Genomic DNA, 12,060 nt, shown 5'->3' on the forward strand with positions numbered 1-12,060 from the left:
CCTGAACCGCCGTATACGGAACCGTACGTACGGTGGTGTGAGAGGACGGCGGGTGTGAACCCGCCTCCTACTTGATCGCGAGATTTTTGATATCTTTGCTTCATTGTTAAAAACTATCGCGCACAAAATATCTATAAATTAGAGCTCGTCCTGCTTTTCAATAATACTGGCCACCAGCCGTTTAGCCCGGCACTACAAGGCCTGATAGAGGACGACATCGTATGAGCCAGAAGACCCTTACAACCGCCAGCGGCGCTCCAGTCGCCGACAACCAGAACTCCCGCTCTGCAGGCCCCCGTGGTCCGTTGTTGCTCGACGATTTCCATCTGATCGAAAAGCTTGCACACTTCAACCGCGAGAACATCCCCGAGCGCCGCGTGCACGCCAAAGGCTCGGGCGCTTACGGTACCTTCACGGTGACCCGTGACATCAGCCAGTACAGTAGCGCCAAGCTGTTCGACACCGTTGGCAAACAGACGCCAACCTTCCTGCGCTTCTCTACCGTAGGGGGCGAGCGTGGCTCTGCCGACACCGAGCGCGATCCGCGCGGTTTCGCCCTCAAGTTCTACACCGAGGAAGGTAACTGGGACATCGTTGGTAACAACACCCCTGTATTCTTCATTCGCGACCCGCTGAAATTCCCGGATTTCATCCACACCCAGAAGCGCTTGCCGCAAAGCAATCTGAAAAGCGCACAGATGATGTGGGATTTCTGGTCGCACTCCCCTGAGGCGACGCACCAGGTCACCATTCTGTTCTCCGATCGTGGTATTCCCGACGGCTACCGCTTCATGCACGGTTTCGGCAGCCACACTTACAGTCTGATCAATGCCGCCGGTGAGCGTCACTGGGTCAAATGGCACTACAAGACCCAGCAAGGCATCAAGAACCTCGCACCGGCCGATGCAGCGCGCATTGCTGGCACCGATCCTGACTATGCACAGCGCGACCTGTTCCAGGCCATCGAGCGCGGCGACTTTCCCAAGTGGACCGTTTGCGTGCAGATAATGACCGAGCAGCAAGCGAACCAGCATCACGAGAACCCCTTCGACGTCACCAAGACCTGGTCGCAGAAAGAATACCCGCTGATCGAAGTCGGCGTGCTCGAGCTCAACCGCAACCCGCTCAACTACTTTGCCGAGGTCGAGCAGGCTGCATTCGGCCCTAGCAACATGGTGCCGGGTGTGGGGCTGTCGCCGGATCGCATGCTGCAAGGTCGGGTGTTCGCCTATGCCGATGCTCACCGCTATCGCGTCGGGACCAACCACCAGCAGTTGCCGGTGAACGCTCCACGCAGCCCGGTCAACAGCTACCAGCGTGACGGCTCCATGGCGTTCGGCAGCAACGGTGGCGCCGCCCCGAACTATGAGCCGAACAGCTACAGCGACGCCCCCAAGCAGGCACCGCAGTATGCTGAGCCGGCGCTGGCATTGAGCGGTGCGGCTGATCGTTATGATCACCGCGAAGACACCGACTACTACAGCCATGCCGGTGCGTTGTTCCGCTTGATGAGCGCCGATCAGAAAGCCCTGCTGATCAGCAACATTGCCGGTGCGATGGCGGGCGTCAGCAGCGATGTCGTGCAGCGTCAGTTGCAACACTTCTTCAAAGCTGATCCGGCTTACGGCCAGGGCATCGCGACAGCGCTGGGCGTACAGCTGGGCTAAATTTTGAACGTAGTCTAAATGCGAAGCAGAACCGCCCTCAGATGGGCGGTTTTTGCTGTTAATCGTTCGCGTTTCGCCGAATATCGGCAATTTTTGCCTATTTTGTGTCGACCTATGCGATGGCTTGGTTCAAACTGCAGCCTTTACAGTAGGGAGATTCAGGGCGATGCAAGGTCACCCGGACGTTATTGATTACCTCAACACGCTATTGACCGGTGAGCTGGCCGCGCGTGATCAATACTTCATCCATTCGCGGATGTATGAAGATTGGGGTTTCACCAAGCTCTACGAGCGAATCAACCACGAGATGGAAGAAGAGGCGGGCCATGCCGACGCCTTGATGCGCCGTATCCTGATGCTTGAAGGCACTCCACGCATGCGTCCGGACGATCTCGACGTCGGCACTACCGTGCCTGAGATGATCGCTGCCGACCTGCGCCTGGAATACAAGGTGCGCGCTGCGCTGTGCAAAGGCATCGCGTTGTGTGAGCAGCATCGCGACTACGTCACCCGCGATATCCTGCGCGTGCAATTGTCGGATACCGAAGAAGATCATACCTACTGGCTGGAAAAGCAGCAGGGCTTGATCAAGAGCATCGGCCTGGAAAACTACCTGCAATCGCAGTTCTGATTTCTGCACCGACCAGCTAAAGCCCCGGCCACTCAAGTGCCCGGGGTTTTTTGTTCCTGAACATCAATGGGTGACGATCCGATAGGCCTCTTCGCGGGCAAGCCCTGCTCCCCCAGGTGTACGCCTGACCCTGTGGGAGCAAAGCTTGCTTGCGAAAGCGATCTTTGTAACGCCATCGCTATCCAGGATTCACACTCAAGCTTTATCGCGCTCCAGCAGCGGCTTGAGATAATGCCCGGTATATGACTGCTTCATTCCCGCTACCTGCTCGGGTGTGCCGCAACCGATGATCATGCCGCCTTTGGAACCGCCTTCAGGCCCCAGATCGACGATCCAGTCGGCAGTCTTGATCACATCCAGGTTGTGCTCGATGACCACCACGGTATTGCCGTGATCACGCAAGCGGTGCAGAACGTCGAGCAACTGCTGGATATCCGCGAAGTGCAGGCCGGTAGTCGGCTCATCGAGGATGTACAGGGTCTTGCCGGTGTCGCGCTTGGACAGCTCACGGGACAGCTTGACGCGCTGCGCCTCACCACCGGACAGGGTCGTCGCCGATTGTCCGACCTTGATATAAGACAGCCCCACATCCATCAGCGTCTGCAGCTTGCGCGCCAGTGCCGGCACCGCATCGAAGAACGCCCGAGCTTCTTCGACCGTCATCTGCAGCACTTCGTCGATGCTCTTGCCCTTGTAGCGGATCTCCAGGGTTTCGCGGTTATAGCGCTTGCTCTTGCACACATCGCAAGGCACGTAGATGTCCGGCAGAAAGTGCATCTCCACCTTGATCAGGCCATCGCCCTGGCACGCCTCGCAGCGCCCGCCCTTGACGTTGAACGAGAAGCGCCCCGGGCCGTAACCCCGCGAGCGTGCCTCCGGCACACCGGCGAAGAGCTCGCGAATCGGCGTGAACAAGCCGGTGTAGGTCGCCGGGTTGGAGCGTGGCGTGCGACCGATAGGGCTTTGGTCGATGTCCACCACCTTGTCCAGGTGCTGCAGCCCGTCGATGCTATCGTGTGCGGCCGCCTCCAGCGTGGTTGCGCCGTTGAGCGCAGTGGCGGCCAGCGGGAACAGAGTGTTGTTGATCAGCGTCGATTTACCGGAGCCGGATACGCCCGTCACGCAGGTCAACAGGCCGATCGGGATTTCCAGATCGACATTGCGCAGGTTGTTGCCGCGAGCACCTTTGACGGTCAGCGACAGCTTCTTGTTGCGCGGCGTGCGTTTGGCCGGATAGAGGATCTTCACCCGCCCGGACAGGTACTTGCCGGTCAGCGAATCGGGGTGATCCATGACTTCCTGGGCAGTCCCTTCGGCGACGATATGGCCTCCGTGCACGCCAGCGCCCGGGCCGATGTCGACCACGTAGTCGGCGATACGGATTGCGTCTTCATCGTGCTCGACCACGATCACTGTGTTGCCGATGTCGCGCAGATGCTTGAGGGTGCCCAGCAGGCGATCATTGTCGCGCTGATGCAAGCCGATCGACGGCTCGTCGAGGATGTACATGACACCCACCAGGCCCGCGCCGATCTGGCTGGCCAGACGGATGCGCTGGGCCTCGCCGCCCGACAGCGTGTCGGCACTGCGGTCCAGTGTCAGGTAGTCGAGGCCGACGTTGACCAGGAACTGCAAGCGCTCGCGGATCTCCTTGAGGATCTTGTCGGCAATCTCGCCGCGGCGGCCGGTAAGGGTCAGACCGCCGAAATACTCCGTGGCATCGCCGATCGGCAAGCCAGTCACCGCCGGCAGAGTTTTCTCGCCCACCCACACGTGACGTGCTTCGCGCCGCAAGCGCGTACCGCGGCAATCCGGGCATGGCTGGGTGCTGAGAAACTTCGCCAGCTCCTCGCGCACGGTGGCCGACTCGGTTTCGCGGTAGCGCCGCTCCAGATTCGGCACTATGCCTTCGAAGGGGTGCGAACGTTTGACGATGTCGCCGCGGTCGTTCAGGTACTTGAAATCGACGTTGTCCTTGCCGCTGCCGTGCAATAGCAGCTTCTGGCGCTCGGCCGGCAGCTCGCCGAAGGGCTCTTCGAGGCTGAAGCCGTAGTGCGAGGCCAGCGAGCCGAGCATCTGGAAGTAATAGACGTTGCGCCGGTCCCAGCCGCGTATCGCTCCTTCCGCGAGGGTCAACTCGCTGTTGACCAGGCGCTTGGCGTCGAAGAACTGCTTCACCCCCAGGCCGTCGCAGGTCGGGCAGGCGCCGGCCGGGTTGTTGAAGGAGAACAGCTTGGGTTCCAGCTCGCTGATGGCATGGCCGCAGATAGGGCAGGCGAAACGCGCGGAGAAGATGATCTCTTCACCGGGCTCATCGTCCATCGGTGCGACCAGCGCGATGCCGTCCGCCAGCTTCAAGGCGGTCTCGAACGATTCGGCCAGGCGTTGCTGCAGGTCAGCACGTACCTTGAAGCGGTCGACGACGACTTCGATGGTGTGCTTCTTCTGTTTTTCGAGCTTCGGCAATTCGTCCAGCTCGTGCAGCTTGCCGTTGATGCGGGCGCGGACGAAACCTTGCGCGCGCAGCTCTTCGAACACCGACAAGTGCTCGCCCTTGCGTTCACGAATCACCGGCGCCAGCAGCATCAACTTGCTGCCCTCAGGCTGGGCCAGTACCAGGTCGACCATCTGGCTGACGGTCTGCGCCTCCAGCGGGATGTCGTGGTCCGGGCAGCGCGGCTGGCCGACGCGGGCATACAGCAGGCGCAGGTAGTCGTAGATCTCGGTGATGGTGCCGACCGTAGACCGCGGGTTATGCGATGTGGATTTCTGCTCGATGGAAATCGCCGGCGACAGGCCCTCGATGGTGTCGACGTCGGGTTTTTCCATCATCGACAGAAACTGCCGAGCGTAGGCCGACAGCGACTCGACGTAGCGGCGCTGGCCTTCGGCGTAGAGCGTATCGAATGCCAGAGAGGATTTGCCCGACCCCGACAGGCCGGTAATCACTATCAGCTTGTCGCGTGGCAGGGTCAGATCGATGTTTTTCAAATTGTGGGTTCGAGCCCCACGTACCAGAATCTTGTCCAAGGCGGCCTCGCGCGGCAGGCGGTAAACAGAGGAGTATACGGGGCTAGACCCGCTCACTGCACTTCAAGGTGGCACCGGATGAACATGAAGCAACATGAACAAACGCGGCATAGCGTCGCCGTATGTGCCGTAAAAGTGTGGGACTGGTAGAATCGCCGCCGGTTCACACGAGGTTTATCCATGCACGATTCATACAGCGATCGCATGAGTGGCAGTGAAACCCGCGCGGCGGGTGGGCTGGCCCTGGTGTTCGCATTTCGTATGCTGGGCATGTTCATGGTGCTGCCGGTGCTGGCCACCTACGGCATGGACCTGGCCGGTGCCACTCCAGCGCTGATCGGCCTGGCCATCGGTGCCTACGGCTTGACCCAGGCGGTGCTGCAGATTCCGTTCGGGATCATCTCCGACCGCATCGGCCGGCGGCCGGTGATCTATGTCGGGTTGGTGATCTTCGCCCTGGGCAGCGTGCTCGCGGCGCAGGCCGACTCCATCTGGGGCGTGATTGCCGGGCGCATCCTGCAGGGCGCCGGAGCGATCTCGGCCGCCGTCATGGCCTTGCTCTCGGACCTGACCCGCGAACAGCATCGCACCAAGGCCATGGCCACCATTGGCATGAGCATTGGCGTGTCCTTTGCCGTGGCCATGGTGGTCGGGCCGCTGCTGACCCGGGTGTTCGGCCTGTCGGGGCTGTTCATCGCCACCGCCGTGCTGGCGCTGGTGGGCATGCTGTTGATCCGCTTCGTGGTGCCGTCGGCTGCGCAACACTTCACCCATCGTGAATCGGGCGTGGCCAAAAAAGCCCTGGGCGCAACCTTGCGCCATCCCGATCTGCTGCGCCTGGACATTGGTATCTTCGTGTTGCACGCGGTACTGATGGCCAGCTTCGTGGCACTGCCGCTGGCCTACGTGGAACGGGCGGGCTTGCCTAAAGAACAGCACTGGTGGGTATACCTGACGGCGCTGGTGATTTCTTTTTTTGCAATGATTCCGTTCATTATCTACAGCGAAAAAAAGCGCAAGATGAAGCAAGTCCTCTCCGGGGCTATTGCCGTTCTCATGCTGACGGAGCTGTTCTTCTGGGAGTGGGGCTACAGCCTCACGGAACTGGTGGTGGGCACGGTGGTCTTTTTCACCGCGTTCAATCTGCTCGAGGCCTCGTTGCCTTCGCTCATCAGCAAGGTGTCTCCGGCCGGTGGCAAGGGCACAGCCATGGGCGTGTACTCCACCAGTCAGTTTCTGGGCGCGGCGATGGGCGGTATTCTCGGTGGTTTCCTGTTTCAGCACGGCGGTTTGAGCGTGGTATTTCTGGGATGCGCCGGCCTGCTGGCGATTTGGTTGGCCATAGCTGTTACTATGCGCGAACCACCATACGTCACCAGCCTGCGTCTGCCGTTGTCGCCCGAGGCGCTGCGTGAAACCGGCCTGAGCGAACGCCTCAAGGCAGTTCCGGGAGTGACGGATGCCGTAGTGGTGGCAGAAGAAGCTGCCATCTACATCAAACTGGACACAGAAATTTTGGATCGCACGTCCCTGGAGCGCCTGGTCAACCCGGCCTCGGCGGCGTGCGAAGCCTAGGAGAACGTTATGGCCCGTGGGGTTAACAAAGTCATATTGGTCGGCACCTGCGGTCAGGATCCTGAAGTTCGTTACCTGCCTAACGGCAACGCGGTGACCAACCTGAGCCTGGCCACCAGCGAACAGTGGACAGACAAGCAGTCCGGGCAGAAGGTCGAGCGCACCGAGTGGCACCGCGTCTCGATGTTCGGCAAGGTTGCCGAGATCGCCGGCGAATACCTGCGCAAGGGTTCGCAGGTCTACATCGAAGGCAAGCTGCAGACCCGCGAGTGGGAAAAAGACGGCATCAAGCGCTACACCACTGAAATCGTCGTCGACATGCAAGGCACCATGCAGCTGCTGGGCGGCCGTCCGCAGGGCGATCAGAATGCTCAGGGTGGCGGCGGCAACAACTACCAGCAGTCGGCCCCTCGTCAGCAGGCTCCGCGCCCGCAGCAGTCCTCCGCACCGCAGCAATCGCGTTCGGCGCCAGCACCGCAGCAGTCCGCGCCGCAACCGGCTCCGGATTTCGACAGCTTTGATGATGATATTCCGTTCTGACGGATTCGCTGCCGCAGCTGTTTGAATTAAAAAAACCCGCAGATCGCCTCTGCGGGTTTTTTATTTTGTGAGCTATCTCGACACCGAATACCCGCTACTGGGATTCATCCCCAACCACCTTGATCTTCAACACATCATAAGGCGCCGCCCGCAGATCCTTCCCGCCGTTCAACCCCGGCGCCCGTTGCCACTGGCCAACGCTCACGTACAGATAGCCATCGCGGTAATACAGCCCATCCGGCCAGATCAACCGAGGATCCTGAGCCACCAGGCTGAATTGCCCCTTGGTGTCCTTGGCGACGATGGCATGGTGCGAGGCGTCGCCGTAATACAGGGTGCCATGCTCGTCCACGGTGATACCGCCGTTGGATGCCGCCTGCCCCTCGAAGTGCACGGCCTTGGCCAGTTGCGCTTCGCTCTGCTTGGGGTCGCTCAGCAGCGCGGTCGGCAGGCTGTAGGTATTGGGGTTGGTGGGGATGGTCCAGTACAGGGTCTTGCCATCCGGCGACAGCTCGATACCGTTCACTCCGCCCTGAGGCATGGTGGCGTGATCGACGCTGTAGGCGTGAGGTTTACCCTCGACCCAGGTCATGAACCCCGGCGCAGCGGAAACCTGGGGGTTGATCCTTGAACAGTTCGCGCACCTTGCCGCTGGCGATGTCGACCACCAGCAGCGAGCTGTCTGGCTTGGAGAAGCCATTGTTGGAGATGTAAATGGTGCCTTGGGCGCCATGTTTCAGGTCGACACGCAGATCGTTGAGCTGTTCGGTATCACGCAGTTGCGGCTTGTTGATCAGGATGGTCTTGCGCACGGTGCGGGTGGGGATGTCGATGGCCACCAGCTTGGCGCTGTCACGGGGGATGGCGTCGATGCCCGCACGCTTGCCTTCGTCCAGCACCCAGAGGGTATTGCCGCTCAGGGTCAGGCCCAGGGGCGATACCAGCCAGTCGGCCATCGGCTTGTCTGATGGCACGGTGTGGGCGGTGTCCGGGAAGGCCACCGGCTGGCCGTTGACGATCTCCACCAGGGACGGGTCGCTGTGGTTGACCCCGGCCCGCGGGATGGTCAAAAACATCCGGCCATCGGGAGTGACTACCACCCCTGAAGCTTCATTCTTCTGCAGAGACACAGCAACTTGCACGTTGGCAGCCGGGGCGCTGGGCGTGGCGAAGACCGGGCTGGCGGCGCAAGCGATGGCCAGTGCCAGAGCGCGCAAGCGCTTGGGGTGGAAGGGCTGTTCCTGGGTGTGAAGCATAGCGGCGCCTCCTAGGCAGATATGACACGTAGCGAGCCTGAAACCGGTTTCAGTCCGAGCTTCAAAAAAAGCCCATGAAGGGCCCCGTTACGCCTATGGAAACATCACGCGGCGGCTTTGTTCCGTGAAATATCGTTTAGCCGGCGTTACATATAACGCCCGAAGATCGGATCACCCCGTCATATCCGAAAGCTCGGCGTTCAGCTTTTCCAGACCCGCTTGCTGCCGCGCGAACAGCCTGTCCCGGACCCGCATCAGCACGAAGCCCAACAGATTCAGGCCTTGCCACTCTCCCGGCGACTCGGCGCGAGGATCGTCCATCGCCAGGCCGATGCCCCAGATATCATCCACCGGGCTGGCTTCCACCAGCACCCGGTCATGGCTCGCCAGCAGAAACGCCCGACACCCCAGATTCTGTTCGAACTTGGCCAGGTTGGCGGCAAACACGATCGCGCAACGGGCCCCTTCCCATCGCTGCTGATCGAAGCCTTGGACTTCACGCCCGAGTTTTTTCGCCTGCGCGGGTGTTTCAATCCTGATGATCCGCTCGGCCAGTTCGGGATCGCCAAACAGACGGGCCTTTTCGGCCATCATGTAATGCTCGGCGGTGGCGTACTCATTGCCGTCCAGGGTAAAGCTGGCCGGGTACCACTGGCTCAGGCAGCTGCGGTCCACGGCATTGGGATGGCGGGGCGTGTGTCCCCAAAAAAACAGATAGTTTGGCTCGGCGCCGGTGTCGATGAACGCCTGTAGCGAGCGAATATCGATGATCCCTTGCATGTACGGCTCCTGAGCAATCGTTGCGGCGAAGTTCAGACAGCTTAGCAAGCCTGGTCTCGAACAGCTGCGGCCAGGTGACACCCGCCGCATGAAGAATCACTCATCCAGCGCCAGCCCCTCCAGACTGACCCCACACATCTGCGCCAGCACTTCCACCACCAACGCATGATCTTCGCGCTGGGGCAGCCCGGAAACCGTCACCGCACCGATAAACCCGCCCTTGCGCAGCGCGATCGGAAAACACCCGCCGTGTGGCACAAAATCGGCCAGTGGCAACCCCAACGGATCCTGCAGCGTCTGCCCATCGCGCTCCAGGGTCAGACCCACGCCATAGGAGCTTTGCTCCAGCAGCTCGGTGACGTTGCGCTTGCGCCGCACCCACTCGGCATTGACCGCGACGGTTCCTGGCATGGCGTACAGAAACACCGTGTCGCGGGCGATTCGCACCTCGATTGTGGCCGCCGCCTGCCGCGCCTCGCACGCCAGCTTCAGGCGATTACCCAGCTCCCAAGCGGTGGCCTTGTCGAAATGCTCGAACCGGATGGTCTGCTCCTGCAGGGCGATACGCCTCAGGTCTTCTTTTATATCCATTGTCGTTGCTCCGAGTCGTGATGCTGTTCAGCCGCAGAGTGTAGGGCAAGGTTGCGGATCTGCTCAGCCAAAGATCAAGCCATGCCACAGGCCACCGGGGGCCATCAGCAGCTTGCCCGCCATCAGGCAGCACACGCCGATCAACAATGGCTTGATCAGCCTCGGGCCGAAGCGCACCGCACACCCCGCGCCCAGCTGTGCGCCGACGAAGGCGCTCGCGGCCATGGCCAACGCCAGCGGCAGCAAAATGTTGCCCATCATCGCGAATACCATCAATGAGCCCAGGTTGCAGGAGGCATTGAGCAGCTTGCTGTTGCACACAGCGCGCAAAATGCCCTGGCCCATCACAAGGACGAAGGCGACCATGAAGAACGACCCGACGCCAGGGCCGAACACGCCATCGTAGAAGCCGATCAATGGCGCCAGCGTCAAGCAGAACGCCACGACCGGCAGTCTGGCGCGGCGCTCATCGTTGTTGAGTCTGGGGCTCAGCGCGAAGTAGATCGCGACGCCGATCAACAATACCGGGACCAAGGCTTCCAGCACCGCCCTCGGCACCAGGTTGACCGACAAGGCTCCCAGCGCCCCGCTCATGAACGCCATTGCCGCCATGGGCAGGCCGCTGCGCCACTCGATCATGCCTTTGCGGGCAAAGGCCACGGTGGCCGATACCGTCGCCGACGCCGCCTGAAATTTGTTGGTGGCGAGGGCAATCAGCGGGTCTATCCCTGCCAGCAGCAGGGCGGGCAGGGTAATCAGACCGCCACCGCCCGCGATGGCGTCGAAAAAACCGGCCAGCAGCGCAACGCCTGCCAAGATCAGGATCATTGAGAGTTCGATTTCCAACGGTGGATTTCCTTGTGGACCTTCAACCCTTGACGGTCAAAGGGTCTTCATTGAGGACAATGGGGGAGACGAAACGCGAGTAACCAAACAGGCGAATCAACAGGCGGCGGTTGTCGCGGATGATGTCTCGACAGTGCAGGGCGCGGTAGTTGTTGATCAACACGGCGTTGCTCGGACTCAGGGCGATCTTGATGACTTCACCGCCGCGCACCTCGCTGTTCAGCTCTTCAAAGGCGGCGATTGCCGCCGGGCTGGCGTTTTCGTTCAACGAATAGCGATAACTGTTGTAGCGCAGCGCGTAGCCGCCATTGGCATCGAACTGCAGGATGGAGACCGCGCGGCCACTGGCGCCGACGCCCGCGACGAAGGAGTCGCTGCGGGTGTAGTCGAAGGATGGTGAGGTCAAAGCCAGTGCGGCTCTGGCACCGATGCGCTCGATGACCGGCGTCATTGGAACGATGCAGGTGGGCTCGCTCAGAGGGTTCCAGCGCGCTGTGAGAATGAGCGCGGAGGGCGCGGGGGAATGCCCGTCGACCGGCTCCACGGCGCAGTGGTAAGGCGCCTCGGTGTGCGGACCGAGGGGCAAGCCAGCATGTGAGCTGAGCTCGACGCTGTTGCCCGCGGGTTCATCATCACGCGGTTGCAGGCCGCCACCGCAGAAGTTGCCGACCAGGCGAATCAGCCGAGCGTTGTTGTCCAGATCAAAGGCGAACGCCCGATGCTGAACCAGGTGGAGCAATATCTGATTGCGTGATGCCAGGTGCAGACATTCTGGGGCGCCTTCCAGAACGTGCGGCGACGGCAGCTCGCTGGGCGGTGGATCTTGCGCAGGGGGTGTCAGCCCGGAGAACTCCAGCACGGCGAGGTGGCCGTCGGCGTAGCGCCGTGACAGGCGCTGCTGGTCAACGTCAAGGCTGCGATAGAGGCGCTGGGCCGCAGCATTGGCAAGTGCAAGGGCCCCCGGCGACTCAGGCCCTCCGGCGTCGGCGATGCGGTCGGCGCTATGCGACAGCAGCCTTGCCTGAATGGGGTTGAGAGGCAGTTGTTCATATTCAAGGTCGGTGGCCACCGACAGGTATTCAGACGGTTGCATGGGACGATTCCATTCCAGGTGTTGTTTTTATTGTGGTGAAGCATCCCTAGA

The 12,060-nt window shown here is 61.1% G+C and carries 11 protein-coding genes; 4 read left to right on the top strand and 7 right to left on the bottom strand.

The features are described from left to right. Positions 1-221 precede the first annotated feature (221 nt). A complete protein-coding gene (locus tag AC3WJP_RS12385) occupies positions 222-1,667 on the top strand; it encodes a catalase (protein WP_493721605.1) in 1,446 nt (481 codons plus the stop codon). Between the two features lie 166 nt (positions 1,668-1,833). Then, positions 1,834-2,298: a bacterioferritin gene (bfr, locus tag AC3WJP_RS12390; RefSeq protein WP_493721606.1), complete on the top strand. Its 465-nt coding sequence runs from the start codon at positions 1,834-1,836 to the stop codon at positions 2,296-2,298. Between the two features lie 195 nt (positions 2,299-2,493). On the opposite strand, the gene uvrA is transcribed toward bfr, so the two are convergent. Continuing rightward, complete coding sequence (gene uvrA / locus AC3WJP_RS12395; RefSeq protein WP_493721607.1) at positions 2,494-5,328, bottom strand: excinuclease ABC subunit UvrA; 2,835 nt, start codon at positions 5,326-5,328, stop codon at positions 2,494-2,496. Positions 5,329-5,508: 180 nt separating this feature from the next. Between uvrA and AC3WJP_RS12400 the strand changes: the two genes are divergently transcribed. Together AC3WJP_RS12400 and AC3WJP_RS12405 are read left to right on the top strand one after the other, a co-directional pair. After that, positions 5,509-6,903 carry an MFS transporter gene (locus AC3WJP_RS12400; protein WP_493721608.1) on the top strand — a complete coding sequence of 465 codons (1,395 nt, stop codon included), beginning with the start codon at positions 5,509-5,511 and terminating at the stop codon, positions 6,901-6,903. 9 nt (positions 6,904-6,912) lie between these two features. Further along, on the top strand, positions 6,913-7,443 hold the full coding sequence (locus tag AC3WJP_RS12405; protein ID WP_493721609.1) for a single-stranded DNA-binding protein: 531 nt from the start codon (positions 6,913-6,915) through the stop codon (positions 7,441-7,443). 94 nt (positions 7,444-7,537) lie between these two features. On the opposite strand, the gene AC3WJP_RS12410 is transcribed toward AC3WJP_RS12405, so the two are convergent. The 6 genes from AC3WJP_RS12410 to AC3WJP_RS12435 form a co-directional block, all read right to left on the bottom strand. Then, positions 7,538-8,035, bottom strand: a complete 498-nt coding sequence (locus AC3WJP_RS12410; protein WP_493721610.1) for an L-dopachrome tautomerase-related protein — start codon at positions 8,033-8,035, stop codon at positions 7,538-7,540. Then, positions 8,016-8,699: an L-dopachrome tautomerase-related protein gene (locus AC3WJP_RS12415; protein WP_493721611.1), complete on the bottom strand. Its 684-nt coding sequence runs from the start codon at positions 8,697-8,699 to the stop codon at positions 8,016-8,018. The genes AC3WJP_RS12410 and AC3WJP_RS12415 overlap by 20 nt, the downstream gene beginning before the upstream one ends. Before the next feature lie 171 nt (positions 8,700-8,870). Further along, positions 8,871-9,479 carry a riboflavin biosynthesis intermediates N-glycosidase gene (gene ybiA, locus AC3WJP_RS12420; protein WP_493721612.1) on the bottom strand — a complete coding sequence of 203 codons (609 nt, stop codon included), beginning with the start codon at positions 9,477-9,479 and terminating at the stop codon, positions 8,871-8,873. Positions 9,480-9,575: 96 nt separating this feature from the next. Continuing rightward, complete coding sequence (locus tag AC3WJP_RS12425) at positions 9,576-10,070, bottom strand: heme-degrading domain-containing protein (protein WP_493721613.1); 495 nt, start codon at positions 10,068-10,070, stop codon at positions 9,576-9,578. A gap of 63 nt (positions 10,071-10,133) precedes the next feature. Next, the gene (locus AC3WJP_RS12430) at positions 10,134-10,898 is read right to left on the bottom strand and encodes a TSUP family transporter (protein ID WP_493721614.1); all 765 of its coding nucleotides are present in this window, start codon (positions 10,896-10,898) and stop codon (positions 10,134-10,136) included. Between the two features lie 40 nt (positions 10,899-10,938). Beyond that, complete coding sequence (locus tag AC3WJP_RS12435; protein ID WP_493721615.1) at positions 10,939-12,009, bottom strand: Fe(II)-2OG oxygenase family protein; 1,071 nt, start codon at positions 12,007-12,009, stop codon at positions 10,939-10,941. Positions 12,010-12,060 lie beyond the last annotated feature (51 nt).

Source organism: Pseudomonas sp. GW821-FHT01A09 (assembly GCF_058986725.1).

Excerpts from the sequence above, each read along its gene's own strand:
- AC3WJP_RS12385 (WP_493721605.1), top strand. The coding sequence starts at position 222 with ATGAGCCAGAAGACCCTTACAACCGCCAGCGGCGCTCCAGTCGCCGAC.
- bfr (WP_493721606.1), top strand. The coding sequence starts at position 1,834 with ATGCAAGGTCACCCGGACGTTATTGATTACCTCAACACGCTATTGACC.
- AC3WJP_RS12400 (WP_493721608.1), top strand. The coding sequence starts at position 5,509 with ATGCACGATTCATACAGCGATCGCATGAGTGGCAGTGAAACCCGCGCG.
- AC3WJP_RS12405 (WP_493721609.1), top strand. The coding sequence starts at position 6,913 with ATGGCCCGTGGGGTTAACAAAGTCATATTGGTCGGCACCTGCGGTCAG.
- AC3WJP_RS12410 (WP_493721610.1), bottom strand. The coding sequence starts at position 8,035 with ATGACCTGGGTCGAGGGTAAACCTCACGCCTACAGCGTCGATCACGCC.
- AC3WJP_RS12415 (WP_493721611.1), bottom strand. The coding sequence starts at position 8,699 with ATGCTTCACACCCAGGAACAGCCCTTCCACCCCAAGCGCTTGCGCGCT.
- ybiA (WP_493721612.1), bottom strand. The coding sequence starts at position 9,479 with ATGCAAGGGATCATCGATATTCGCTCGCTACAGGCGTTCATCGACACC.
- AC3WJP_RS12425 (WP_493721613.1), bottom strand. The coding sequence starts at position 10,070 with ATGGATATAAAAGAAGACCTGAGGCGTATCGCCCTGCAGGAGCAGACC.
- AC3WJP_RS12430 (WP_493721614.1), bottom strand. The coding sequence starts at position 10,898 with ATGATCCTGATCTTGGCAGGCGTTGCGCTGCTGGCCGGTTTTTTCGAC.
- AC3WJP_RS12435 (WP_493721615.1), bottom strand. The coding sequence starts at position 12,009 with ATGCAACCGTCTGAATACCTGTCGGTGGCCACCGACCTTGAATATGAA.